The sequence below is a fragment of the Oceanobacter mangrovi genome (assembly GCF_019740315.1).
Lineage (GTDB): Bacteria > Pseudomonadota > Gammaproteobacteria > Pseudomonadales > Oceanobacteraceae > Oceanobacter > Oceanobacter mangrovi.
On the sequence record NZ_JAHXZR010000001.1, the window covers coordinates 176,031 to 199,988 of the forward strand.

A 23,958-nucleotide genomic window follows, 5' to 3' on the forward strand; every position below is an offset into this window, starting at 1 on the left:
GTTATAAGCCAATCAGCTGAGCCAGTATGACCAGCCTCATGCGAATAGTTTGTGACGTCTGTCAGCCGGTCGTCGCAACGGTCTGTCTCCAGACCGCAGAGCGGCCAAAGTCGTATTATCCGACAGCCTGAAGTCACCCGCCTGTCATATAACTGCAGTAATGTCTCGCGGTTTGCCACTCACTCCGGTATCCCTTGCTGTGACGTTACCGACGACTTACTGGAATCAGCCGCTGTATCTGGCCGTCGTGGCCATCGGCCTGATTGCCATCCTGACGCTGTCTTCGCTGGCCGCCCGCCAGCAAGCCGAGCCGCTGCACCTGAGCGACTATTACAGCTACCAGTGCCAGACCGGCAGCAGCCAGCAAGCGACGTTCCGGATTCTGACGTTATCCGCTGACCATGCCCGCGAACTGGCCGATAATCTCTGTGGTCAGGCAGAATTTTCCGAACACTATGGCAGTGTTTCGATCCGCTGGCGGCGACGGGATTTTCTGACTCTTGAGCTGATTCAGGAAAGCCGTTACGAGCTGTTTTTCAACCGTGAACACGTGGTCACCGGCATTGCCCCCAACTACCAGCTGTTTTACAGCGGCTTTCACCGCTCGCCCTATTACAGCCTTTATTGGGCCAGCCACCAGCAGCCGGTGCAGTTAAGCCGCGAGTGGTTCGTCAACAAAACCATTGGTCTGCTGGAAGACAGCCGCAGCCAGAGCTTCCACATCATGCCACTCGACCAGCTGGCGCGGATTGGCCTCAAGCCCAACAGCCCACAAATCCACTATTTTGGTGATATGGCAGCGCTGACGGCAGCCTTCGACAAGGGCCAGATCGATATCACCACCAAAACCAGTGGAATGCTGACAAAACAACCTGATCAGCTCGCACTAACCACCATTTCCGACCATATGTACCCCGGTAACTGGTATCTCAGTCATCAGGTTGCTGCGTCCGTGTATTGCTCGCTCCACCGGGCGCTGGAGCAGTACCTGGCCAATTTTTTCTCCGGTGCAAGCGCTGCTTATGACTGTCCCCAAGATCGCTAGATGGCTACTGGGCTGGTTGGCCCTGACTGCACTGCTGTTGTGGTTATCCTGGCAACAGGCAATCAACACCGCGGCCGACAGTCTGCAGCAACAACTGCAACAACAGTTGCTGCCACAAATCATTGCTGACGAAGGTTACCGGCTGAACCAGTATTCGCAGGATCAGACGCTGCTCAGCCATATCAATCACGACCTCCAGCAGTTGCAGTTTGACGGAACCCTGCCACTGTTACAGAGCTGCCAGCTGAGACTCTATTCGCTCGGCGATGGCAAACCGGTTGAGAACACTGCCGACCGCCATTTCACGCTGCAGCGCACCACCACCGACGGCGTGCAGGACTTTCCTTTTGCCCTCAGTTGCCAGCCGCATCCGGGCGTCTGGCTTGGCAGTCAATCACTACTGGCCGGGCTGGCGCTGCTGCTGATCAGCTGGCTGCCAGTGCCATTGGGGCAATCACAACGGCACTGGTATGAAAAACTGCTGCATCGCGGCGAACCTGGACGGCTAGCACGCCAGTACGCCCGCCAACTCAGTCAGCTCGATCAACACAGCCAGAGCCTGCTGGAGCTGCTGCTGCAACACAGCCAGCAACCCTTGGCAGAGCTACTGATGTTGCTGGCGCAAGCCGAGCCGGACAAGGTTGACGGCCAATGGCTGGACATCGCCTTGCAGCAAGGTGAAAGCCCCACCGACGCACTGCGTATTGCCAGTGCTGCCGATAGCCTGCGGTTCGATCCCCAACAACGGCTGGTCAGTATTCACGGTCTCACCATACAACTGCCGGTGACGCCCTACCTCTATTACCTCTGGTACGCCCAACGTCGCCAAAGTGACGAACAACTGGGCTGGTTTACCAATCCGGCCACCAATCGCCCCGACATTGAGCAAGGCCGTCAGCTGAGTGAATTGATGGCCCGTTACGGTGGCCACGGCAAGGCGATTAACGATCTTGTCGCCAGCGGCCTGAAGTCCAAAACCCTCGATCAGAATCGCAGCAAGATCAAGGATGAACTCACCAGCCGACTCGGAGAGCAGCTTGCTGGTCACTACCTGTTCGATACCGAACGGGATCTGCAAAGTGGCCGCTCGAGATACCGCCTGAGTCTGCCAGGCACGGCTGTAGAGATCACAGAAAGTTCCCCGGCGAGTTTGGAGAGCACCCTTAAAGATCATGTAAATCAATGATTTTTAAGGGATTATTTTTTAGAGACATCTATAAAAACGGATAGAGATTGTTTTCACAGAGTTGCCACCTGAGCTGTTCAGCATGCTCGCCAACTCGCAAAACAACCCTATCGGAATCACCTATGAACAAGCCGAAAAAGCACCCGCTGGCACTGGCGGTGACACTCACCACCCTGGCCATGGCAAGCACTGCCGTACACGCTGAAGAAGAACAGGTTATTGAAGAAGTTGTTGCTGTTGCATCACCGATTCGTGATAGCCAGGAAGCCGCTGTAGAAGCCAAGCGTAACGCCGACAACAGCATGGAGGTGATTTCAGCCGACACAATCGGCCGCTTCCCGGACCAGAACCTGGCCGACTCACTGGGTCGTCTGCCAGGCCTGGCGATTGAGCGTGACCAGGGCCAGGCCCGTTACATCAACTTCCGTGGCGCGCCTTTCCGTTACACCAAAATCGCCATCAACGGCATTGATATCCCGGGTGCCGAAGACGGCCGTACGCCACGTTTCGACAGCTTCCCGGCTGCCATTACCAGCCGTCTGGAAGCCAGCAAGGCGATTCTGCCAAGCATGCCTGGTGAAGCGGTTGCCGGTTACATCAACGTTGAAACCTTTGATCCATTCAGCGTGGAAGGCTTTGGTGCCTCCGTTGATGTCGCCAAAGGTGTACAGGAGCTGGGCGACGGCGACGTCAGCAAGCGCAGCCTGCGTCTGTCCTGGTCCGGTGAAAAAATCGGCGTGGTCGCCTTCATGTCGAAGAACTCGGTCGACCAGATCACCGACAACCGTGAATACGATCTGGAGCGCACCGATGATGGTCAGCTGCAGGTTAACGAGCTGGATTTCCGCAGCTACAAGGTCACCCGTGAAAACAAGGCCCAGGGCGGCAGCATTGAATACCGTCCGGGTAACGGCGGTGTGATTCAACGCCTGCACCTGAGCACGCTGTACAGCGAGTTTGTTGATTACGAACAGCGTAACCAGTTCGTGTTCGACATGGGCGAAAGTGTTGGTACTGCTGCCGATAACGTCACCATCGGTGTCAGCCGAATGCTGGAAGACGGTACCTACAAGACCTCTACCCGCAGCCACACCATTGGTGCTGACCTGCTGGCGGGCGGCTGGACCCTGACGCCAAGCTTCACCCTCACCAAAACCCGTCAGGATATGTTCCTGCCGATCATCAGCAGCGGTGGTGGTTCGACGACCGGTAGCTACGATCTATCCGATATTGAAGATCCAAACCTGCAGCTCGACGACAATCTGTCTGATATTGCTTATGCCTATAGCTACGGCATGCCGTACGCCATGCAGATGCATATCGACGAACACAAGTTCAAACTCGACAGCAGCAAGGACATCACCCTGTTGAACCAGCCAGCGACACTGGCACTGGGTGCCCAGTACGACAAGCGTGAAGCCCGCGGTTTCACCGGCAGCTACACCCTCGACTTCACCACCATCGCCGCGGTGGATATCGACAGCTTCAACACCGGCAAAGCCTGGGACAGCAACACCACCAACACCATTGGCGGCACCTATTACAACAACACCGCTCTGCGCAAGGCCTGGGAAGCTGCTGGTGCCTACGGCAACTTCGCCGTCAGCGATACCAACAAGGTTGCTATCGATGAAGAAGTCATGGCTGCCTATGCCATGGCCACTACCGAAATGGGCTGGGGTAACTTCACCGTCGGTGCCCGTGTAGAGCAAACCGACTACAGCAGCTCTGGCACCATGAACGGCGAAAAAATCGAGGCTGAAGACACCTTCACCAACGTCCTGCCGTCGTTGCACGTCAACGTCAATGTCAGTGACGAGCTGATGTGGCGTGGTTCGGCAACCTCTGCCATCAGCCGTCCAAACTACAACGAATGGCGTGCTTCTATCGGCACTGACGTGACCGAAAAAACAGCCACCGGTGGTAACCCGAACCTGAAGTTTGAAGAATCCAACGGCATTGATACCTCGCTGGAATGGTATTTCGCACCTGCCAGCCTGGCATCTGTCAGTGCTTTCTACCGCGCCATCGACAACGTTATCTACGCCAGCACCCGTACCGTTGACGGCGGTGAGTTCATCGCAGCTGAAGCCGGTAACGACTGGAAATACACCAGCTACTTCAACGGCTCTGACGGCAAGATGCAGGGTCTGGAGCTGAACTTCATGGGCGCGCTGGAAAGCGGCTTTGGTATGAGCCTGAACGCCGCCTTCATCAACAGCGAGTTCAAGGATAAGGACGGCAACAAGTTTGACCTGCCAGGAACCTCATCCAGCATCTACAACGCTTCGGTGTTCTATGAAAACTACGGTTTCTCTGCTCGTCTGAACTACATGTACCGCGACGAATGGATCTCACCACTGGAAGATCCAAGCGAAGTATGGGGCGAGCAGCAGCGTGTTGATCTGACCATGAGCTACGAACTGCCATTCAGCCTGCAAGGCGAGCAGAGCTCGGTTTACTTCAACGGTAACAACCTCAGCAACGAAACGGACAACCGTTACGCGGGCAACGGCACCATCAACCAGTCTGAAAGCTACGGCCGCAGCTACCTGGTTGGCCTGCGCGTGAACTACTAATCCGCTTCCTGCAACCTGTCTAACCCCTGATACCCCGGCTGGCGCAAGCCCGCCGGGGTATCACCGGAGCCCATAATGAAATCATTTTCTGTTTTGCTGCTGGCCGCCGCCATTGCAGCACCATCCAGCCTGTACGCCATGTCAGGCAAGCCAGATCAGGCAGAAGCAACCGCGACTGCTGCCACATCAGTAGCTGAAACGCCAGCCATCTCTGCGGCGGACGTAGAACCTGCCGCAGACCGCAGCAGCTACCAGATCCGCTGGAACAGCAGCCAGCCAGTTACATTGTCAGTCAGCCGTCAGGCCGACGGCAGCGCTGCCGAAATTATTGCCAGCAACCTCAGCAGTGGTGAATACCAGTGGACCAACAGCCAGCCAGGCCAGCGCTGGTACTTTGTACTGACCCCGGCGGAAGGCCAGGCCACCGTGGTTGCCAGCCGTCAGCTGCCAATGCCGGGCGGCCAGAACTTCCGTGAGCTGGGCGGTTACCAGACTGCCGACGGTCATACCGTCAAATGGGGCAAGATCTACCGCTCCGGCGTACTGACCTTCCTGAGCGCCGATGACTATCAGGTGATCGACGGCCTCAAGATCAGCACCGTGGCCGACTTCCGTTCCATCGAAGAACGTGAGACTGACAAAACCGACTGGCAGGCCAGCCCGGTACGTCGGATCGAGCAGGATTATTACGCCGGTGACTTTGGTTTTGGCGAGCTGGTGAAAAACGGCATTACCCGTGAAAGCGCCATCGCCATGATGGCGGGCTTCTACCCGCAGATGGCGCAACAGCAAAAAGCAACCTACCAGGCAATGTTCGACCTGATGGTGCGTCACGACGAAACCATCCTGTATCACTGCAGTGCCGGTAAAGACCGTACCGGTGTCGCTTCGATGCTGATTCTGACCGCACTGGGCGTACCGGAAGACACCATCATGAACGACTACCTGGCGTCTAACCGTTACCTCGACCCGCACAAGCTGTCACACGGCGCCAAAGACGGAGAAGAGGACGAGAAAGCCGCCAAAATGCGCGCCTTTATGAAGATGATGCCACCGGAAGCCCTGCAGGCGCTGATGGGCGTGGAAGAAGAATATCTGCGTGCCACCATCGACTACATGAACAAGGGATACGGCAGCGTCATGGGTTATATCCAGCAAGAGCTGGGTGTCTCCGAGCAAGACCTGCAAGCCATGCGCTCGCACTACCTGATCTGATCAGCTCGGCGGCCTGGAACCGCCAGCTGACAGCCAGCAGCCGGGTACCATCCCCAGTGGTCACCCGGCTACCCTTCGAAACCGGCTCTGCTCTAAACAATCCCGTCTGCACTATCGACCAGACGTTTCAGCCCTTGCGCCCCCAGCGGCCGGGTTCATCCTCAAGGCTGGAGTTTTGCTCAGCACTGCTCCCACCTGCCAAGCCGCTATCGCCATCAAATCCAATCAGACGCACATCATTGACCGCCAACTGTCCCTGCCAGGCCTTGACCACCTGCTGCCGCATCGAATCCGCCGACTCCCGCACCAGCTCACCGGCAATTGCCGTCCAGACCGGTTCCGCCAGCATGGTCGATACCGTTGTGCGTGCTGCCAGTGATGCCATCGCCGGTGGCAGACCATGCATATGACGGGCAAAACCGGCGTTTTTATCGGCCGCCAGATAGCGCACCCGCCGAATACCGCTGAGCAGAATTCTGCCAGTACACATCAGGCATGGCTCCAGCGACACATACAGCGTCAGATCGTCCCGTGGCTGATCGGCAAAGTAGCGTTCAAATTGATCCAGTAGCTCCATTTCAGCATGGCGCTGGCTCTGGTAATGACCATCGAACACCTGATTGGCGGCTGAACAGACCAGCTCGTCGGCACCATTTACCAGTACCGCACCAACCGGATAACAGCCCTGCTGACCGGCCTGCCAGGCCAGCTCACAGCACAGACGGGCCCAGCCATCATCGGGCAAACGGGCCGGCGGCGGCGTATCAAAGCGGGCTGCAATCCAGTCCCGAAAATCTTTGTGTGCTGGCATCTGACTGCCCTTTGGAAATTTACAGGTCGCCCCATAATGGCAGCGACTTGGGGCTCGCAACAGGGCAATCGGGGCCGTTCAGCAGTCTGTCTGGAACATGGAAGTGATTGAATTCACAAACAATGTTCCACGTGAAAACCCGCATTTATGCGCCCGGCACACAGCTTGTCTGGAAAGCAGGGATGGTTGATTTCACGCCATACCAGACATTTACTGATGACAACTTGACCTATTCATTCTAAAAATAGAATCAATTCTGTTTTTTGAGGTGGATATGAAAGCACTTCTGCTAATTCTTGCCATACTGATCACCAGCCCAGTGTCGGCTGACCCGGTCTATGACAAAAGCTTCATCAAGTCGGTCAAACTGGTTGCTCCCGACTGGCCGGGTCTCACCAACGCTGACGGTACTGGTCTGTACTGGGATATTGTTCATCGGGTTTATGAACCGCTTGGCATCACCGTCCACACCTCCGAAGCGGCCTGGAACCGGGCAATGAAGATGGTGACCGAATATTACCTGTACAGCGGCATTGTCGGCGAAGTGCTGGATACCAGAGAACCACTGGTGTTCCCGCAAATGCCACTGGAAATGGTGTACCTCTATGCATTAGCACGGCAAGGCTTCGACACCCCACTTCAGCAAGCCGGTGTCAGAGTCGGCTGGCAGAAAGGTTACGACCTGTTTGCCGCAGATAGCGTACCCTTTGAAATCCATGAGTTTCGCAATCCGGAACAGGCGATAGAAATGCTCGACAAGGGCGAAATTGATTACGTTATCGACTCCCGTGAAGCGCTGCTTGACTACCTCAAACAGAACCAACGCGAAGTCAGTAATTACCGCCTCACGCGATTGCCGGATGGCAAAGGTGTGTACGTCGGCTTTTATGATGTTCCATCAGCCAAACCACTGATCGAGATCTACAACGAGCGTATCCATGAGTTGAAGGCCAGCGGAGAACTGCAAGCCATTTACCAGCAATACCAGGCAGAGATGCCACCGGACTCTGAACCAAGATAAATCTGACCATTCTTAAAACAATCGTTCTTCTATCAGTTTTTTAATTCCTATTAATTCTGATAACTGCGAGTCGTATCACATCGTCATTATCTCAACGGGAATATACAGAACCTTTTTGACAGTCAGGCTGACAAAATCCTGACAATTCCCGTTTGAGGAGAAGAAGATGAAAACCCCCGCCCTGATGATTTTGCCGCTGGTGAGTGCCCTGTTGAGCGCCTGTGGCGGCAGCTCCGGTTCCGGTGGCAGCGACACCGCCCAGCTGTCGATGGCCATGACCGACGCAGCCGTCAACAACGCCACCAGCCTGATGTTGACCGTCGACAGTATTGAACTGAAAAGCTCCGATGGCACTACCCGCACCATCACTCTCAACAACGAAGCCAAAACCTTCGACCTGCTGGCGCTGCAAGGCGCCCAGAGCGTCGACCTGTTTACCGACCAGACCGTCAGCGCCGGTGACTATCAATGGATGCGCCTCTACATCGATGAAGACGCCAGCTACCTGGTCACCGACGACAGCGCCCAGCACGACATCAGCATTCCGAGCAATGCCCAGACTGGCCTGAAGCTCAACACGCCATTCACTCTGCCCGCCAACCAGGCCGCCACTTTTGTGATCGACTTCGACGTTGCCAAGTCACTGACGCTGGCCAATGGCGAATACAAACTGCGGCCTACCCTGCGCATCGTCGATCAGGCGGAAGTTGGCCATATCCACGGCACCGTTGCCGCCGAGCTGCTGACCGACTGTGCCGTGCCACAGGTCTACGCGTTTGAAGGCAGCGACAGCGCCTTTGATGATCAGGGTTCCAACGCCGCGCCAGTCACCTCCAGCCTGATCAGCTACAACGAAGACAACGCTGCCTACGAATACGAACTGGGTTACCTGCTGGCCGGTGACTACTCACTCTATATGGTGTGTGATGCTGATGATCCGGAAACGGACGAAGACATCAGTGCCGCCAGCGACGCCCAGAACGTCACTGTGGTGTTGGATCAGACCGTCGAGTCTGACTTTGAACAGGCGCAGCTGAACCTGTAACAAGCGGACTATCGGTATCAGTCCCGGCATGCCGGGACCCTACCAATTCTGGTAACCAAACAGCGCAGGGGCAAGGCATGCCTTGCCAGCGGTTTGTTATCAGAACTCAGTCGTCAAACACTTCCCACTCGCCTTCCTCACGCACATACAAGAGCGAGGAAAGCCCGTGGTTATCGCTGGCCGTAAAGCCAGCAACAGCCTCACGTAATGCCTCGATAGCAGCCGGGTCGGCCAGCCGGACAAACCAGATTTCATCCCGATGCGGCACCGCGATCACCACGGCGCCGTCCTGTTCAATCTGATCCCACAAGGCCGCAAACAACAGCCCGGTGGCCATCAGGTGATTGTCGCAACTGAGCCGCACAATGCCGTCCTGCTCGTGCTGGCGAATGGTGCGCAAGCCCGCCAGAGCATTGGCTTCCGCGCGGCCCCGAACCTGCTCCTGCGTCAGCTGGGCCGCCAGACCAGATTGCTGGAACAGCGCCGGACTGAGGGCAATACGCTGCTCCGGGGTATCAATCGCGGTCGCTACCAACAGATCGCCAACCAAGGGTTGCAGCAGCGGCATGGATGGCGAATCGTCCGCCATCATGCCTTGCAGCTGTTCGAGATAAGCCCGTGACTTGATCATCGGCAGCAGCTGTTGCGGGCTGGCTCCAATGATCTGCTGCATGATTGTCTGATCTGCTGTCTGATCCGCAGTCTCACCAGCGTTAGCCGACTGCGCCGCCGCCATGGCTTGCGCGACAGCTTGCTGGGCGGCTGTGGGTTGCTGCTGTGGAATCAGATTACTGGCCAGCAGGCCACTGTCGAGCGCCCGATATAACAGGTATTCGAATCCCAGAAACAGCACAAACACCAGCCCGGCGATGACACTGAAACTCAGCCCCAGCTGCTGCAATCCGGTCCAGCTGCTGTAAACCAGCACAAACAACACGACTGCCAGCACCGCAATCACCGAAGGGTTCGGGCGTATCTTGGTTTCACAGCCCACACACTGGATGGCAAACGGATTGACCGACAACACCAGCGTCTGGAAATCCAGCAGCTGGCCACAACAGGGGCATTTACGTTGAGACATCGCAGAATCCATGGCGATCAGCAGGGGAAGAGGCGCCGCTGGCCCGACAGACAGGCCAGCAGCCGTTCAAACGCGATCAGGCAGCGCCAGCCGCTTGCAGCAGTTCAGCGTACGGAGCGCCCTTGGCGTGCTGGCGGATGGTCGCCAGAATGCTGACGCCATCGCGGTTTTTGGCATTGAGGTCATGGCCCTGGGCCTTGAACACCTCGACGTACTGGCCAAAGGTTTCCGGCACCATATGACGGTAAGCACGAATCGCTGCAATGTAGTCAGCGTCATCACCGTCGTAGCTGCTGACATTGAGGAACTGACCCAGCTGGTCGTTGTTCCACTCGCCACCAAATACCTTTTCCTTGTCTTTCTTTTGCATAAATTTCTCCGCTTAAGTTGTAGGTCAGATAAAGACGCGAAGCGGCTGCCATCTGACAAGGCCGTGTTGGATGGCACTCGCTGCGCTCGCTTATCCAACCTACGAAAATCAATCCCTTCAGAAACCGCTAGACTAACGCTCGTACAAAACCTGTCCGACACGCTGGATATGATCGATCAGATCCGGGTTGTCGATGTCGGCAAACAGCGACAGATCAACCGACCACGGCAGCAGCAGGTCATCCAGTTGCTGCTCGATACGATTCAGGTCCTGCAACTCAAGCTCAGGACCGACCAGTGTCAGATCGATATCCGAACCGGGGCGATAATTGCCCTTGGCGCGGGAACCATACAGGATCACCTGTCTTACCTTTGGCTGCCCGGCGAACAACTGCAGCAGTTGTTGAAGGCTGTTGTCAGGGAGTCCGTAACGCATCAGTGATCGTCTTTCAGCTCGTTGAGCTTGTCCGCCAGCTGCTGAAAACAGGGCTGATAAGAGCCGGTTATCGCTGCCAGAATCGCGTTGGCGGTGGCCTGATTGTAGGTGTGGGAGCTGCGATTTCTGGATGCAATCATGTCCATCCAGACACTGCCATCGGCAATCAGGCCAACTTCGAAAGCCTTGCGTGTCGCATCACGAGAGCCATAGATGTCTTGTTGTCCCTGATACTGCAGGAAGTCCTTCAGACAACTCCAGGCCAGCTCGTGGGTATATTCAAACGCCTGAATAGTGCCCTGCTTTTCCAGCTCGGACAGCTCTCGCTGCGCCGCCAGATTGACCGCATCAGTCAGCTGGGCCAGCGCCCGCTGGTAATTGGCGAAGCGTTGTTGCCAACGAATATCCTGTTGCATGGACACCTCGGATGCTGGTGAATGCTGTTGGGCCGTGCCCAACGTTAACTTCAATCAGGCGGCTGATCCGAACCTGGGTAGGGTGTAATAGCGGAACGCGTATTACACCAGCAGCCCCGGCGTTTGACGCCAGACCGTTAGCCGATCTTGCGATATTTCATATCCCAGACACCGTGACCCTTGTTCTCACCACGCTTTTCAAATTTGGTGTAAGGGCGGTCGGCCGGGCGGTCGATGCAGTTACCCGCGCCAGCGATGTTCTCGTAACCCTCCTGGGCATCCATCACTTCGAGCATATGCTCCATGTAATTTTCCCAGTCGGTGGCCATGTGGAAAATGCCGCCCTGCTTGAGGATACGACGCAGGGTCTGGGCAAATTCGGTCTGCACGATACGACGCTTGTGGTGCTTTTTCTTGTGCCATGGGTCCGGGAAGAACAGCTGTACGGTGTCGATGCTGGCATCCGGGATGCGCTTCAGCACTTCGATAGCATCGTCCTTGGAAACCCGCAGATTGCTGATGCCAGCTTCTTCGGCCAGGTTCAGTACCGAACCTACGCCCGGCAGGTGCACTTCCACGCCGAAGTAGTTTTTCTCCGGTGCCGCCTGCGCCATGGCCACCAGCGACTGGCCCATGCCAAAACCGATTTCCAGTACCGTGTGGGCATCGCGGCCAAACATCTCGGTTGGCACCATGGCACCGTCTGACAGTTCCACGCCCCATTCGCCCCACTTGCGTTCGAGCGCCTGTTCCTGACCCTTGGTCAGGCGGCCAGCACGGATCACAAAGCTTTTGATACCACGGCGGTAAACCGGTTTGTCGTCAGCCGTGGCCTGCTCTGCAGGAACTTCATCAGACACCTGTTCGAGCTCGGTTGATTCATCCATGGTGTTCAATTGTGGTTCCTGAGAATCCTGTTGCGTCACGAGTTATCGCCCAAATAAAAAGAGTTAGGAATGTTTGGCTGTTCTGGCCGGTTTCAAACTGGCTTGATTGCTGCCTGACGCGCCGCCAGCAGCAGACACAGCCAACCCAGCAGCCAGCTGGTACCACCAAAGGGAGTAATAATGCCCAGCGGCCGAATGCCGGAAATGGTCATGGCATAAAGGCTGCCGCTGAACAGCAACAGTCCGGCCAGCATAAAAACCGCCGCGCGGTCGAGCCACTTGTTGCTGTGCTGCAATTGCCAAACGCCCAGCCCCAGTAATACCGCCGCATGCACCAGATGATACTGCACACCGGTCTGGTAGACCGTCATCATCTCCGGGCTCAGAACGTGCTTGAGACCGTGGGCACCAAAGGCACCAATCGCCACCGCCAGAAACCCGGCAATGGCAGCTACAGTGAGGGTAGTACGTGCTTGCATGAGAAAGGACCCGGCAGTGCGCTGTCAGCCTGAAAACAGCCGGGCATTATAGAGCAGAGTGTGGCCGAGGTCATGGCCCCGGCCGTTGATCAACGGCCATCAGCGATCAAGGATCAGTTCGGCGGTTTGCGAGCGGGAGCAGCACGGCATGATGTAGTGCTGCTGGTCGTTGTCATCGAGGAAATAGTCGCGGTGATCCGGCTGGCCTGCCAGCACTGCAGTTTTGCAGCTGCCGCAGACACCGGAATCTCGACCCCTTCACGCGCCAGCGCAGCTGTGATGGTTTCCGATTCGGAAACCCGTATCCGCGCCCCCGTCGAAGCCAGAATCACGTCAAAGGCGGCATCGCTGTCCTGCTGCTGATACTCCGCCACCCGCACAATCGCGTGTCGACGAGTAATCGTAGGATGGGTGATGCCCATCAGCATATCGTTGGGCGCGGCCCAACCTACAGCAAGTAACGCCGCTGATACTCCTCCATTAATGCTGTTTTTGATACTCCGCCACCAACACCTGAATCTTGTATTTCATGATGTCTTTCAACATCCGCATCTTCCGCTCGTGCTCCTGGTGGGCAACGTCGTAGATCTGTTTTTTGAAACTCTCGCTGCTGCCCGCCGGTATCTGCAAATCCCACTCGGTAAAAAAGGCGTCGTAGCTGTCGATGGTGCGCACCAGCTCGAAGCGGATTTTCTCGCGCGACGGTTTGGGCACCTGCTGCAGTGCAGCATCTATGGTGACTTCAAGATCCGAACGTTGTTGCCGGTCGACAGGGAACTGGAGAATCTCGGACATGGCTACCTCTGCTGCAAAATGCCCGACTCTCGCCAGGCGCTAACCTCACATGTGCAACCGCTGTTTCATTTTTCGGGCCAATCTCATTACTCTGATTTTATTGAAGTTTTTCGGGATCATTTTGTGAGATTCCAGACATGTTGGGACGTTTGCCAGGCCCTACAACAGCCACGATCAGCCGCTGGCACTATTCGTCGCGCACGTTCCGCCAAGTATCCACTGCCCCGGACTCATGTGAGTGATATGCCTTTAAGGCGAACTGGAGTGGGCATCATGAGTACCTTCCATTCAGATTCATTTTTCGAGGGCCTGAGCAGTTCTGCGCTGGATGTCAGTGAAGACTATATCCCTACCACCAGAGCCAATTTCAGCATCCAGCGCACCGGCACCACGACGATCAACGTTCTTTTCGGTGGCGGTCCAGTGGAACACGCTTTCGGCACCAGCATCGCCCTTGATCATGCGATCGTAATCATCACCGCTGTGGTGGGTGAGGGTTTCGATGGTCACAAAGTCGCCGGATTTAACCGTCAGCCGTGGGGCTTCCTGATGGCTGAAATAACCCCAGTGCACGGTATCGGCATTGGCAGGCATATAATAATGCTGGCCGGATTCAATAATACCGCGGCTATCCGGTTTGATATCCCGGCTATTGGCAACAGCGCTGATAGCGCCATTGCCAATATCGTTTTGCAGATGATTACGGCTATCGGCAAAACCGGTTTTTTCTGCTTCGCCAATATGGCTGTGATGGTTACAACCGGGAGAGCAAATATGATCCGTCATTGAATACCTCACAATTCTCAGGTGCTGTTTGTATGAGGCTATTAAAACGTCGATATAGCCCAGATTCTTGGCAAATTACGCACGGATACTTGTCAGCCGCTCTCCGACCGAATCGACTCAGCGCACGCTGGCTGCCGGTTCTAAAACCTCAGCTTGCGCGCTGGCAGCAGCCCCTGCGCGGGCAAACCGTCCTGCCAATACTGAACAAACCATCAGTTGCAGCTGGTGAAACAGCATCACCGGCAGAATCAGCAAGCCCATCGAGGTGCCAGCAAACAGTACCTGCGCCATCGGGACACCGGTTGCCAGGCTTTTCTTCGAACCGGCAAACAGAATGGTGATGCGATCTTCACGAGAGAACCCCAGTGCCTTCGACGCTACCGTGGTCAGCACCATCACCAGCGCCAGCACGCCCAGACACACCAGAATCAGCCCCAGCCATTGACCGGCCAGCAAGCGGCCCCAGACACCTTCCACGGTGGCTTCACTGAAAGCGCCGTAAACCACCAGCAGAATCGAGCCCTGGTCCAGCTGTTTGAGCCAGTTTTTGTTGCGGCCTACCCATTCACCAATCCAGCGCCGAGCGACCTGACCGGCAATAAACGGCAACAGCAGTTTGACCGAAATATCGACCACTGCCTGCAACGGGTCGATACCGGCAACCGCCGTGCCCAATAACAACAGCACCAGTACCGGTGTGATAAAAATACCAATCAGGCTGGAAGTCGCCGCGCTGCAAACCGCCGCGGGCACATTGCCACCGGCCATTGAGGTAAAGGCAATCGCTGACTGCACCGTGGCAGGCAAGGCACTGAGGAACAACACCCCCTGATACAGGGGTTCACCCAGCAGCGGTTCCAGCAAGGGCCGCAGCAACCAGGCCAGCAGCGGAAACAACACAAAGGTGATGCTGAACACCAGCCCGTGCAGCCGCCAATGGGTCAGACCTTCAATCACCGAGCGGGTCGACAGCTTGGCACCGTGCATAAAAAACAGCAGCGCAATGGCAATGTTGGTGAGACCATCGAACCATTCCACCGCTGCGCCCTGCACTGGCAACAGCGACGCCAGCAGCAGCGCCGCCAGCATTTTCAGAATCATGGCATCCGGTAAAAAGCGTCCCAGACGGGACATCAGGCTTTTTTGGGTTAGGGCTTTGGGGTCAGACATGTTGAACCTCTTTCACTCAACGTTTTTGCCAACAACAGGCAATGGCTGGCAATGACAAACACGGCAGATCACAAATCTGCTTGCAACAGCCGCTAATCTACCCGGATGATTATTTCTGACTAACGCTACCGAGACGCCTTATGTCGATAAACGGACAGCCGATTTCCGAGCCTGTGACCCAGCCAAGCAGCCAGCCCGGCAACCGCTTCGAACGCTCGATTCCGCAGCTACCGGAACTGCCACGGCCAGTGTATGCCCGCAAGGAAGACCTCGACCGCGAAGCGACCACCGCCTGGCACGACCATCCCTGGTATCAACTGTCCTATGCGACTCGTGGTGTACTGGAAGTCGAAACCGCTCACAGCCGTTATATCGCGCCACCGCGACGGGCGATTCTGGTCGCGCCCGGCTGCTTTCACCGGGTCAACAGTACCCGCCACACCCGTATGCGTTCGCTGTATCTGTCGGCCCGGCTCGACTTGCAGCCAGCACTGGCGGAAGTGGTGGCCAACAGCGACTGCGAGGTGCTGGAAATCACTCCACTGTTACGGGAGCTGATTCAGGCCTTCAGCCAGATGCCAGTGGCATACGATGAAAGTGGTGAAGACGGTCGGCTGGTGACCGTGCTGATTGATCAGCTGAAACGCTGCCAGCGCTCGGACTTCCGGCTACCGTGGCCGGATGATCCGCGCATTCGACAGATCTGCCAGCTACTCAGTGACGATCCGGCCCTGCCACAACGGCTGGCCGAGCTGGTTGAGCCGTTGGGTATTTCCGAAAAAACCGCCACCCGGCTGTTCCAGCGCGAAACCGGCCTCAGCTTCCGGCTCTGGCGGCAGCGGCTGCGGTTACTGCATTCATTACGGCTGCTGGAACGCGGCGAACGCATCACCGACACCGCCATCGACTGTGGTTACCAGTCCACCTCGGCCTATATCCAGGCGTTTCGGCAACAGTTTGGTGTCACGCCCGCCCAGTTCAGCGATCCCGACGCCGACTGACTGCCCAGTGGCACACGACACAGCTGAGCAAGACACAAGCATACAAGACACAAGCTCGCTAACTGGTACACTGTAACAATTAACCATTAGCCGCTTTTTAGACCTGTCTTGCCCATGAAGCCTTTCACTCTGTGCGCTACCTTGCTGTTGTTGCTGGGCGGCTGCTCCCGCGAACAACCGCCGTCCTCCAATGCCGAACTGGTCATCAGTGGTCCGTTTGAAATCGTCAGTCAGGACCCGGCCGAAGCCGGTTATATTTTTACCCGCATGCAGGTGCTTGAAACCCTGGTCGATGTTGACCCGGATGGTGAACTGCAGCCCGGGCTGGCCAGCAGCTGGCAACATTCCGCTGATTTTCGCGACTGGCGCTTTACCATTCGCCCAGCGGTCAGCTTCCACAACCAGACCCCACTGACCAGCGCTGCCGTCGCCAACAGCCTGACCATCGCCAGTCACAACCCCGGACCGCTGAGTCAAATCGCGATTTCCGCTATCGAAGCCGATACCACAGCCGCTGACGCTGTGGTGCATATCCGGCTTGAGCATCCCTACCGGCCACTGGCGGCCGTACTGGCCAATTATTCCACAGCGATTCTGGCCCCGGCGTCCTATCGGGCCGATGACCAGCACGTCGAACAGGTGATCGGTACCGGTCCTTATCAGGTCGACCAGCTGACCATGCCACACCGTCTGCTAACCCGTCGTTTTGACAACTACTGGGGCCAGCAACCGGCCATTGCCAGTGCTGACTACATCACCGGCCACCGTTCCGAAACGCGGGCGCTGATGCTGCAAAATGGTCAGGCAGATATCGTCTACAACCTTGATCCGGCCAGTGTCGCCATGCTGCAACAGCAGCAGCATGTCAGGGTCAGCAGTGTGGCGATTCCGCGTACCATTGTGATCAAGCTGAACAACGGCCATCCGCTGTTGCAACAACTCCCAATGCGCCAGGCGCTGAGCCTGGCGCTTGATCGTGAGGGCATTGCTGCGGGCATCCTGCGGGTGCCGGAGGCGGCGGCCAATCAACTGTTTGGGCCGTCACTGGGGCAATGGTTTAACCCGAGCATTGCCGCTGCCGAGCGTAATCTGCAGCAGGCCAATCAGCTGCTGGATCAACTCGGGCTCGACTGGCCAGGTGCCAGCCGCTGGCGCCTGTATCAGGGCCAGCCGCTGACTCTTGAGATGATCACCTACGCCAACCGCCCCGAGCTGATCAGTATCGCCACCGCGATTCAGGCGCAGTGGGCCGATATTGGCGTTCAGCTTAATGTGCTGGTCGATAATTCAAGTGCCGTGCCAGCAGGCCATCGCAACGGCACCCTGCAGACTGCCCTGATCGCCCGTAACCTGGCCTCGGTGCCGGATATTTTTGCGCTGTTGCTGAACGACTTCCGTACGCCGGACGGCAGTGGCTGGGGGCCGATGGGCTGGTCGTCCAGCGCCTTGTCCGGTTTGCTGACGCAGATGGAAAATACCACCGACCCGGCGCAGTTGCGCCAGCTGGCGCAACAGGCAAGCAGCCTGCTGGCGCAGCAATTACCACTGATTCCGGTGAGCTGGTATCAACAGCGCACCGGCGTCAGCAAGCAGCTGCAGGGCTTTCGTTTTGATCCCTGGGAACGTTCATTTGGCATTGCTGATATGAGTATCGTGAAGCCATGAAGCGGATGCTGTTGAAACGCCTGTTACAGTTGCTGTTGATGGCCTGGAGCATTGGCACCCTGACCTTTGTGCTGGTGCGCTCGCTGCCGGGCGATATGGCCTACCGGATTGCCGCCGAACGCTACGGCGATGACGCCATTACCAACGCCGCCGCCGACGCCGTGCGGGCCGAACTGGGGCTGCAGCTGCCCGCCTGGCAGCACTATCTCAACTGGCTGGGCGAACTGCTGCAGGGCAACCTCGGCAACAGTCTGGTCAGTGGTGACCCGGTGATTGACAGCCTGCAACATCAGCTCGGTTTTACCCTCGCGCTGGTCTTGGGCGGCTTGCTGGTGTCTCTGTTGCTGGCACTGCCGATTGGCTTGCTGGCGGGCTGGCAGCGTGATCGACTGGCGGATCATGTCAGCCTGCTGCTATCGACCCTGATTCGTGCCCAGCCGGTGTTCAGTGTTGGCCTGCTGCTGATTTTCCTGCTGGCGCTGAACATTCACTGGTTGCCGGTGGCTGGCTTTGGGGAGCTGAAACAGCTGATTCTGCCTACCCTGACCCTCGGCATCAGTATGGCTGCGGTCTCCAGCCGCATCATCCGCAACAGCACCGCCAGCGTGATTAGCTCCCCCTATTACCAGTTTGCCCGTATCAAGGGCCTCAGCCGCTGGCAGACCTTTTGTCACCACGGTGGCCGCAATATTGCTGTGCCTGTGGTCGCTTATCTGGGCATCCAGACGGTGATGCTGATCGAAGGGGTCATCATGATCGAAAGCCTGTTCGCCTGGCCCGGCATTGGCCATGCCCTCTCGCACGCGATTTTTGCCCGTGATGTGCCGATGATCCAGGGCAGCGCGCTGCTGATGGGGGTGCTGTTTGTGCTGATCAATACCGCCGTCGACGGCCTTTGTTTGTGGCTCGATCCACGGGGGCAGGCAACATGAAACGGTTTTATCAGGCGCTGTCGGCCAGCCAGTGGCTGGGCGCGATCATCCTGCTGCTGTTACTGCTGTTCGCGCTGCTGGAAGCGGCGCTGGGGAGTGCTGATCCGGCCCGCCAGGCACTCAGCCAGCGTTTGCTGCCACCGTCTGGCGAATACTGGCTCGGCACCGACCAGTTTGGCCGCAGCAATCTTGCCCGACTGGCCCAGGCGGTGCGACTGTCGCTGTTGCTGGCGTTGCTGTCGGTCACCACTGCGGCGCTGTTCGGAGTGGTGCTGGGCGTGCTGGCAGGCTGGCGTGGCGGCTGGATCGACCGGCTGCTGGATATGCTGGTCACCACCGTACTGGCGCTGCCGGGACTGGTGCTGATCCTGCTGTTTGCCGCCATAGTGCCGGGTTCCTTTGTGCTGCTGTACATCGGCATTGCGGTGACCCTCTGGGTCGAATATTTCCGGCTGGTGCGGGCCATTACCCGCCAGCGGGTACACAGTCCGCAATTGCAGTCATCGGCCATGCTGGGGTTTGGTTATGGTTATCTGTTTCGCCGCCATATCTGGCCCTATCTGGCAGGCCAGGTGTTGACCCTGATGGCCTTTGGCGGCGGCGCCTCGGTGCTGGCGATGGCCGCCACCGGTTTTGTCTACGTCGGACTCAAGCCCCCCACCGCCGAGCTGGGGCTGATGATTGTTGAGCTGTTTCCCTTTTATGCCGAAGCCCCCTGGGTGCTGGCTCAACCCATGATTGCCCTGTTCCTGCTGGTGCTGGGCTGTAACCTGCTGGCGACCCGCAAACCATGAAGTCACCCCTGATTGAAGTCGCTGACCTCAGCATTCAGAGTGCCGGGCAGACCATCACCGAAGCCCTCAGCCTGACCCTGCAAGCCGGTGTGCCCCTGACCATTCTGGGCGAAACCGGCTCAGGTAAAAGTCTACTGGCGCAGGCCATTATGGGGTTATTACCCGACGGCCTCAGCTGTCAGGGCAGTATCCGGATTGATGGCCAGTTGCTGGGCACCAGCGAGCGTCAGTCCTTGTGGGGCACCCGCATGACCCTGTTGCCGCAGGAGCCCTGGCATGCCCTCGATCCCACCATGCGCGCGGCGCAACAGGTGGTTGAAGTCCACCGGCTGGTCAACCGCCACAGCGCTGCCCGGAGCAGGCAGCTCGGCCAGCAACAGCTGACCGCGCTGGGGTTGCAGCCAGCCAGCCAACAACTGCCGTCCCAGCTGTCTGGCGGCATGGCCCAACGACTGGCGTTCGCCGCCGCGACCGCGGCCGGAGCGACGATTATTCTCGCCGACGAACCCACCAAGGGGCTGGACGCCAGCCGTCGTGACCAGCTGGTGCGCTTGCTGCAGCAACATATCGAACAGTCGTCCAGCGATAATCCGCGAGGCTTGTTGACCATCACCCACGATATTGAGGTTGCCCGCCAGCTGGGCGGCCAGATCATGGTCATGAAAGCGGGCCAGCTGCTGGAATCCGGCCCGGCCGAACAACTGCTGGTCAATCCCCGCTCTTCCTACACCCGCGCGCTGATCGACGCTCATCCGGCCAACTGGCCAGTCGAGCAGAGCAGACCGACCGGGCTGGCAGCAGAGGCCGACAAAACACCACTGCTGCAACTGCGGCAAGCCAGTCTGCGGCGCAGTGACAAATGGCTGTTTCAACAACTCGACCTGACGCTTGCGGCAGGCGAAATCATCGGCTTGTGCGGCGACAGTGGCAGCGGCAAAAGCTCGCTGGCCGACGTCTTGCTCGAATTGCTGCCGCTCAACAGTGGCCAGCTGAGCTGGTCGGCAAGCGTGCCGCGCCAGCAAAGACTCAAGCTGTATCAGGACCCTCCGGCCTCGTTTGCCGAGCAGCTGCCACTCGGCCAATTGCTGGATGACGTCATCCGGCTGCACCGGCTCAACGCCAGCCGCTTGCCCGCCATGCTGGAGTCACTGGCGCTCGACCCCAGCCTGCTGCAACGGCCGTCCAGCGAGGTCAGTGGTGGCGAGCTACAACGTATTGCGCTGTTACGGGCCCTGTTGCTACAGCCACGACTGCTGATTGCCGACGAACCCACCTCCCGTCTCGATCCGATCAGCGCCCGCGATGTCACCCTGCTGATGGTGCGAACCCTGCGCCGCTACCAGTGCGCCAGCGTGCTGATCAGTCACGACGAAGAGCAGCTGCGTCATAGTTGCGACCGGGTGCTGAAACTGGCCAACGGGACACTCTGTACGCTGGCCTGAACTGGCGGCCGGTTCCGCCCACTTGCTATCATGCCACCATCTGCAAGTGAGGCACCGAAGTGAAATACGACGACCTGCGTGACTTTATCGATCAACTGGAAAAACAGGGCGAGCTGGTACGCGTCAGCCACCCGGTTGATCCGCATCTGGAAATCACCGAAATCGCCGACCGCACCCTGCGGGCCGGCGGCCCGGCACTGCTGTTTGAAAACCCCAAAGGCTACGGCATGCCGGTGTTGGCCAACCTGTTTGGCACTCCCAAGCGGGTCGCCATGGGTATGGGCGAGGAGTCGGTGGAAGCGCTGCGGGAAGTCGGCAAGCTGCTGGCATTCCTGAAAGAGCCTGAGCCACCCAAAGGCATGAAAGACGCCTGGGAAAAACTGCCGGTGTTCAAAAAGGTGCTGACCATGGGGCCAAAGGAAGTCCGCAAGGCCGCCTGTCAGGAAGTGGTGATTGAAGGCGACGCGGTGGATCTGTCGACCATTCCGGTGATGAAGTGCTGGCCCGGTGATGCCGCACCACTGATCACCTGGCCGTTGGTCATCACCAAGGGGCCCAACAAGGAGCGCCACAATCTGGGGATTTACCGCCAGCAGGTGATCGGCAAGAACCGCGTCATCATGCGCTGGCTCAGCCATCGTGGCGGAGCACTGGATTTCCAGGAGTGGCAAAAAGCCCATCCGGGCAAGCCTTTCCCCGTCACTGTTGCTCTGGGAGCTGACCCGGCGACGATTCTGGGCGCTGTCACCCCCGTGCCAGACACGCTCAGCGAATACGCCTTTGCCGGACTGCTGCGCGACAGCAAAACCGAGCTGGTGAAAAGCATCGGCAACGATCTGCTGGTGCCAGCCTCAGCGGAAATCGTGCTGGAAGGCGTGATCCACCCGGACGATATGGCACCGGAAGGACCGTATGGCGACCACACCGGTTATTACAACGAAGTCGACAGCTTCCCGGTGTTTACCGTCGAGCGTATTACCCATCGCCGCAACCCGATTTACCACAGCACCTACACCGGCCGTCCACCGGATGAACCCGCCGTACTGGGGGTGGCGCTGAACGAGGTATTTGTACCGATTTTGCAGAAGCAATTCCCGGAAATCGTCGACTTCTACCTGCCGCCGGAAGGCTGTTCCTACCGGCTCGCCATTGTCAGCATGAAGAAACAGTACGCCGGTCACGCCAAGCGGGTGATGATGGGCGTGTGGTCGTTCCTGCGTCAGTTCATGTACACCAAGTTTGTGATCGTGGTCGACGACGACGTCAACACCCGCGACTGGAAAGACGTGATCTGGGCCATCACCACCCGTATGGACCCGGCCCGCGACACCACGCTGGTTGAAAACACCCCGATCGACTACCTCGACTTCGCCTCACCTGTGTCGGGGTTGGGCTCGAAAATGGGTCTCGACGCCACCAACAAATGGCCGGGCGAAACCACCCGCGAGTGGGGCACACCGATTGTCAAAGACCCGGACGTGGTTGCTCATGTTGATGAAATCTGGGACCAGCTGGGGATTCAGCTGCCGGAGCAGGGTGGCAATATTTGAGTCGGGTGTCGCCAACCTGCTCCACGGACCGGACGTAGGTTGGATAAACGAGCGCAGCGAGTGCCATCCAACAGCGGATTGTCGGATGGCGCAGGCTCATCCGAACTACAGACAGATCTACAACACTTCACCAGAGCCAAACCATGCCGCAACTCCATTTCCTGCCCGCCGATATTTCCATTTCCTGCGAGCCTGGCCAGACCATTATGGATGCCGCCAGGGCAGCGGGTATCAAAATGAAGATCGCCTGCAAAAACGGCATTTGTGAAATCTGTAAGGCCCAACTGCGACATGGCGAGGTGGAATTCAGTAATCCGATTGGCCAGCACGTGCTTGAGAAACAGAATCAGGTACTATGTTGTGTAGCCATACCGACTACAGATACCGAGATTTTTATGTCTAACGTCAAACACCCGGATGACAAACCGCAACTGAGCCTGGCGTTTCAGGTGCAGTCTGTCACCGCTGCCAACGATGAAGTCATGGTCGTCGAGCTGCTGGCTCCGGCCGGCAAGGCGCTGGATTTCCTGCCTGGCCAGTATCTGATGCTGCACGTTGAGGTGAACGGGGAAGCCCGCCAGTTGCCCTATTCAATCGCCAGCGCTCCCGGCTCCATGACCGGCAAGGATGTACGTCTTCTGGAACTGCATATCGCCAACGCCAGCGATACCGCCGCCCAAGTGATCCAGTATCTGCAAAGCCAGCCGGTGGTAACGGCGACCTTGCCGATGGGCGACTGTTTTGTGTCGGCCAGCAAGCTTCAGGAGATTGGCGACAAGCCGATTCTGCTGATTTGTGCCGGTACCGGTTTTGCCCAGATCAAGGCGCTGGCGGAAGGCATTCTGGCGCTCAGGCCGGATCACGAAGTGCACCTGTACTGGTCCAACCGCCACAGCGGTGGTTTTTATCTGAACCAGCTGCCATTTGAGTGGGTGAAGCAGTACGGCAATGTCCATTTCCATCCGATTCTGGAACAGGCCACGGAAGACTGGAACGGCCGCGCAGGCTGGATCTATCAGGTTATTCAGCATGACTTCGCCGATTTGTCCGGCATTCATGCCTGGGCCTGTGGTTCGCCCAACATGGTGTTCGGTACCCTCGACCAGCTCGAACCGATTGGCCTGACCGAAGCCAATCTGCATTCTGACGTCTTTGCCTGGGCCACTCGTCCAACCAAAGACTGACTTCGCCCAGCTGTGGCAGCGTGCTGGTTGCCATGGCTGTTCCCTCTCTGACAGTCGTTATCTGACGGC

24 protein-coding genes are annotated in these 23,958 nt (G+C 57.7%); 13 read left to right on the forward strand and 11 right to left on the reverse strand.

Translation table 11 applies throughout. The features are described from left to right. Nucleotides 1-199 precede the first annotated feature (199 nt). The 4 genes from K6123_RS00740 (at nucleotide 200) to K6123_RS00755 (ending at nucleotide 6,025) form a co-directional block, all read left to right on the forward strand. Nucleotides 200-1,045 (forward strand): hypothetical protein, encoded by an 846-nt coding sequence (locus K6123_RS00740; protein WP_221793147.1) that lies wholly within the window; start codon nucleotides 200-202, stop codon nucleotides 1,043-1,045. Then, nucleotides 1,023-2,231, forward strand: coding sequence for a hypothetical protein (locus K6123_RS00745; protein WP_221793148.1), 1,209 nt, complete (start codon nucleotides 1,023-1,025; stop codon nucleotides 2,229-2,231). Before K6123_RS00740 ends, K6123_RS00745 begins: the two co-directional genes overlap by 23 nt. A 122-nt stretch (nucleotides 2,232-2,353) precedes the next feature. Continuing rightward, nucleotides 2,354-4,810, forward strand: a complete 2,457-nt coding sequence (locus K6123_RS00750; protein WP_221793150.1) for a TonB-dependent receptor — start codon at nucleotides 2,354-2,356, stop codon at nucleotides 4,808-4,810. A gap of 75 nt (nucleotides 4,811-4,885) precedes the next feature. Next, nucleotides 4,886-6,025, forward strand: coding sequence for a tyrosine-protein phosphatase (locus K6123_RS00755; protein WP_221793152.1), 1,140 nt, complete (start codon nucleotides 4,886-4,888; stop codon nucleotides 6,023-6,025). A 127-nt stretch (nucleotides 6,026-6,152) separates the two neighbouring features. Here the strand turns inward: K6123_RS00755 and K6123_RS00760 are convergent, their stop codons facing one another. Then, on the reverse strand, nucleotides 6,153-6,836 hold the full coding sequence (locus tag K6123_RS00760; RefSeq protein ID WP_221793154.1) for a nucleoside deaminase: 684 nt from the start codon (nucleotides 6,834-6,836) through the stop codon (nucleotides 6,153-6,155). Nucleotides 6,837-7,110: 274 nt separating this feature from the next. Between K6123_RS00760 and K6123_RS00765 the strand changes: the two genes are divergently transcribed. Beyond that, nucleotides 7,111-7,857 (forward strand): substrate-binding periplasmic protein, encoded by a 747-nt coding sequence (locus K6123_RS00765; RefSeq protein WP_221793156.1) that lies wholly within the window; start codon nucleotides 7,111-7,113, stop codon nucleotides 7,855-7,857. A gap of 166 nt (nucleotides 7,858-8,023) precedes the next feature. After that, the gene (locus K6123_RS00770; RefSeq protein WP_221793158.1) at nucleotides 8,024-8,902 is read left to right on the forward strand and encodes a DUF4382 domain-containing protein; all 879 of its coding nucleotides are present in this window, start codon (nucleotides 8,024-8,026) and stop codon (nucleotides 8,900-8,902) included. Nucleotides 8,903-9,008: 106 nt separating this feature from the next. On the opposite strand, the gene K6123_RS00775 is transcribed toward K6123_RS00770, so the two are convergent. From K6123_RS00775 to K6123_RS00820, 10 genes are all read right to left on the reverse strand, one after another. Then, nucleotides 9,009-9,983 carry a DUF1444 domain-containing protein gene (locus K6123_RS00775; protein WP_221793160.1) on the reverse strand — a complete coding sequence of 325 codons (975 nt, stop codon included), beginning with the start codon at nucleotides 9,981-9,983 and terminating at the stop codon, nucleotides 9,009-9,011. Nucleotides 9,984-10,059: 76 nt separating this feature from the next. Next, complete coding sequence (locus K6123_RS00780) at nucleotides 10,060-10,353, reverse strand: PA4642 family protein (RefSeq protein ID WP_221793162.1); 294 nt, start codon at nucleotides 10,351-10,353, stop codon at nucleotides 10,060-10,062. A 132-nt stretch (nucleotides 10,354-10,485) separates the two neighbouring features. Continuing rightward, nucleotides 10,486-10,788, reverse strand: a complete 303-nt coding sequence (locus K6123_RS00785; protein WP_221793163.1) for a nucleotidyltransferase domain-containing protein — start codon at nucleotides 10,786-10,788, stop codon at nucleotides 10,486-10,488. Further along, nucleotides 10,788-11,204 carry a nucleotidyltransferase substrate binding protein gene (locus K6123_RS00790; protein WP_221793165.1) on the reverse strand — a complete coding sequence of 139 codons (417 nt, stop codon included), beginning with the start codon at nucleotides 11,202-11,204 and terminating at the stop codon, nucleotides 10,788-10,790. The genes K6123_RS00785 and K6123_RS00790 overlap by 1 nt, the downstream gene beginning before the upstream one ends. A 137-nt stretch (nucleotides 11,205-11,341) precedes the next feature. Next, nucleotides 11,342-12,091, reverse strand: a complete 750-nt coding sequence (gene trmB, locus K6123_RS00795) for a tRNA (guanosine(46)-N7)-methyltransferase TrmB (protein ID WP_221794390.1) — start codon at nucleotides 12,089-12,091, stop codon at nucleotides 11,342-11,344. Nucleotides 12,092-12,183: 92 nt separating this feature from the next. Beyond that, entirely contained in the window at nucleotides 12,184-12,570 is a 387-nt protein-coding gene (locus K6123_RS00800; RefSeq protein WP_221793167.1) for a DUF423 domain-containing protein, read from the reverse strand. Between the two features lie 99 nt (nucleotides 12,571-12,669). Beyond that, a complete protein-coding gene (locus tag K6123_RS23490; RefSeq protein WP_221793169.1) occupies nucleotides 12,670-12,786 on the reverse strand; it encodes a hypothetical protein in 117 nt (38 codons plus the stop codon). Between the two features lie 264 nt (nucleotides 12,787-13,050). Continuing rightward, on the reverse strand, nucleotides 13,051-13,365 hold the full coding sequence (locus K6123_RS00810) for a hypothetical protein (RefSeq protein WP_221793171.1): 315 nt from the start codon (nucleotides 13,363-13,365) through the stop codon (nucleotides 13,051-13,053). A 294-nt stretch (nucleotides 13,366-13,659) separates the two neighbouring features. Then, nucleotides 13,660-14,151 carry a hypothetical protein gene (locus K6123_RS00815; protein WP_221793173.1) on the reverse strand — a complete coding sequence of 164 codons (492 nt, stop codon included), beginning with the start codon at nucleotides 14,149-14,151 and terminating at the stop codon, nucleotides 13,660-13,662. A 117-nt stretch (nucleotides 14,152-14,268) separates the two neighbouring features. After that, nucleotides 14,269-15,321, reverse strand: a complete 1,053-nt coding sequence (locus K6123_RS00820; protein ID WP_246624548.1) for a bile acid:sodium symporter family protein — start codon at nucleotides 15,319-15,321, stop codon at nucleotides 14,269-14,271. A gap of 140 nt (nucleotides 15,322-15,461) precedes the next feature. On the opposite strand from K6123_RS00820, the gene K6123_RS00825 reads away from it, so the two are divergent. The 7 genes from K6123_RS00825 (at nucleotide 15,462) to K6123_RS00855 (ending at nucleotide 23,889) form a co-directional block, all read left to right on the forward strand. Then, nucleotides 15,462-16,322, forward strand: coding sequence for a helix-turn-helix domain-containing protein (locus K6123_RS00825; protein WP_221793174.1), 861 nt, complete (start codon nucleotides 15,462-15,464; stop codon nucleotides 16,320-16,322). Nucleotides 16,323-16,436: 114 nt separating this feature from the next. Then, complete coding sequence (locus K6123_RS00830) at nucleotides 16,437-17,987, forward strand: ABC transporter substrate-binding protein (protein WP_221793176.1); 1,551 nt, start codon at nucleotides 16,437-16,439, stop codon at nucleotides 17,985-17,987. Further along, the gene (locus K6123_RS00835; RefSeq protein WP_221793178.1) at nucleotides 17,984-18,919 is read left to right on the forward strand and encodes an ABC transporter permease; all 936 of its coding nucleotides are present in this window, start codon (nucleotides 17,984-17,986) and stop codon (nucleotides 18,917-18,919) included. Before K6123_RS00830 ends, K6123_RS00835 begins: the two co-directional genes overlap by 4 nt. Continuing rightward, nucleotides 18,916-19,713 (forward strand): ABC transporter permease, encoded by a 798-nt coding sequence (locus tag K6123_RS00840; protein WP_221793180.1) that lies wholly within the window; start codon nucleotides 18,916-18,918, stop codon nucleotides 19,711-19,713. The genes K6123_RS00835 and K6123_RS00840 overlap by 4 nt, the downstream gene beginning before the upstream one ends. After that, nucleotides 19,710-21,155, forward strand: coding sequence for an ATP-binding cassette domain-containing protein (locus tag K6123_RS00845; protein ID WP_221793182.1), 1,446 nt, complete (start codon nucleotides 19,710-19,712; stop codon nucleotides 21,153-21,155). Before K6123_RS00840 ends, K6123_RS00845 begins: the two co-directional genes overlap by 4 nt. A 59-nt stretch (nucleotides 21,156-21,214) precedes the next feature. After that, nucleotides 21,215-22,705 carry a 4-hydroxy-3-polyprenylbenzoate decarboxylase gene (ubiD, locus tag K6123_RS00850; protein ID WP_221793184.1) on the forward strand — a complete coding sequence of 497 codons (1,491 nt, stop codon included), beginning with the start codon at nucleotides 21,215-21,217 and terminating at the stop codon, nucleotides 22,703-22,705. Between the two features lie 143 nt (nucleotides 22,706-22,848). Then, nucleotides 22,849-23,889 (forward strand): 2Fe-2S iron-sulfur cluster-binding protein, encoded by a 1,041-nt coding sequence (locus tag K6123_RS00855; protein WP_221793186.1) that lies wholly within the window; start codon nucleotides 22,849-22,851, stop codon nucleotides 23,887-23,889. Nucleotides 23,890-23,958 lie beyond the last annotated feature (69 nt).

Coding starts and splice junctions, on each gene's coding strand:
- K6123_RS00800 (WP_221793167.1), bottom strand. CDS start 12,570: ATGCAAGCACGTACTACCCTCACTGTAGCTGCCATTGCCGGGTTTCTG.
- K6123_RS00825 (WP_221793174.1), top strand. CDS start 15,462: ATGTCGATAAACGGACAGCCGATTTCCGAGCCTGTGACCCAGCCAAGC.
- K6123_RS00790 (WP_221793165.1), bottom strand. CDS start 11,204: ATGCAACAGGATATTCGTTGGCAACAACGCTTCGCCAATTACCAGCGG.
- K6123_RS00815 (WP_221793173.1), bottom strand. CDS start 14,151: ATGACGGATCATATTTGCTCTCCCGGTTGTAACCATCACAGCCATATT.
- trmB (WP_221794390.1), bottom strand. CDS start 12,091: ATGGATGAATCAACCGAGCTCGAACAGGTGTCTGATGAAGTTCCTGCA.
- K6123_RS00785 (WP_221793163.1), bottom strand. CDS start 10,788: ATGCGTTACGGACTCCCTGACAACAGCCTTCAACAACTGCTGCAGTTG.
- K6123_RS00840 (WP_221793180.1), top strand. CDS start 18,916: ATGAAACGGTTTTATCAGGCGCTGTCGGCCAGCCAGTGGCTGGGCGCG.
- K6123_RS00775 (WP_221793160.1), bottom strand. CDS start 9,983: ATGTCTCAACGTAAATGCCCCTGTTGTGGCCAGCTGCTGGATTTCCAG.
- K6123_RS00820 (WP_246624548.1), bottom strand. CDS start 15,321: ATGTCTGACCCCAAAGCCCTAACCCAAAAAAGCCTGATGTCCCGTCTG.
- K6123_RS00765 (WP_221793156.1), top strand. CDS start 7,111: ATGAAAGCACTTCTGCTAATTCTTGCCATACTGATCACCAGCCCAGTG.
- K6123_RS00755 (WP_221793152.1), top strand. CDS start 4,886: ATGAAATCATTTTCTGTTTTGCTGCTGGCCGCCGCCATTGCAGCACCA.
- K6123_RS00745 (WP_221793148.1), top strand. CDS start 1,023: ATGACTGTCCCCAAGATCGCTAGATGGCTACTGGGCTGGTTGGCCCTG.
- K6123_RS00780 (WP_221793162.1), bottom strand. CDS start 10,353: ATGCAAAAGAAAGACAAGGAAAAGGTATTTGGTGGCGAGTGGAACAAC.
- K6123_RS00770 (WP_221793158.1), top strand. CDS start 8,024: ATGAAAACCCCCGCCCTGATGATTTTGCCGCTGGTGAGTGCCCTGTTG.
- K6123_RS00835 (WP_221793178.1), top strand. CDS start 17,984: ATGAAGCGGATGCTGTTGAAACGCCTGTTACAGTTGCTGTTGATGGCC.
- K6123_RS00845 (WP_221793182.1), top strand. CDS start 19,710: ATGAAGTCACCCCTGATTGAAGTCGCTGACCTCAGCATTCAGAGTGCC.
- K6123_RS00855 (WP_221793186.1), top strand. CDS start 22,849: ATGCCGCAACTCCATTTCCTGCCCGCCGATATTTCCATTTCCTGCGAG.
- K6123_RS00810 (WP_221793171.1), bottom strand. CDS start 13,365: ATGTCCGAGATTCTCCAGTTCCCTGTCGACCGGCAACAACGTTCGGAT.
- K6123_RS00750 (WP_221793150.1), top strand. CDS start 2,354: ATGAACAAGCCGAAAAAGCACCCGCTGGCACTGGCGGTGACACTCACC.
- K6123_RS00830 (WP_221793176.1), top strand. CDS start 16,437: ATGAAGCCTTTCACTCTGTGCGCTACCTTGCTGTTGTTGCTGGGCGGC.
- K6123_RS00760 (WP_221793154.1), bottom strand. CDS start 6,836: ATGCCAGCACACAAAGATTTTCGGGACTGGATTGCAGCCCGCTTTGAT.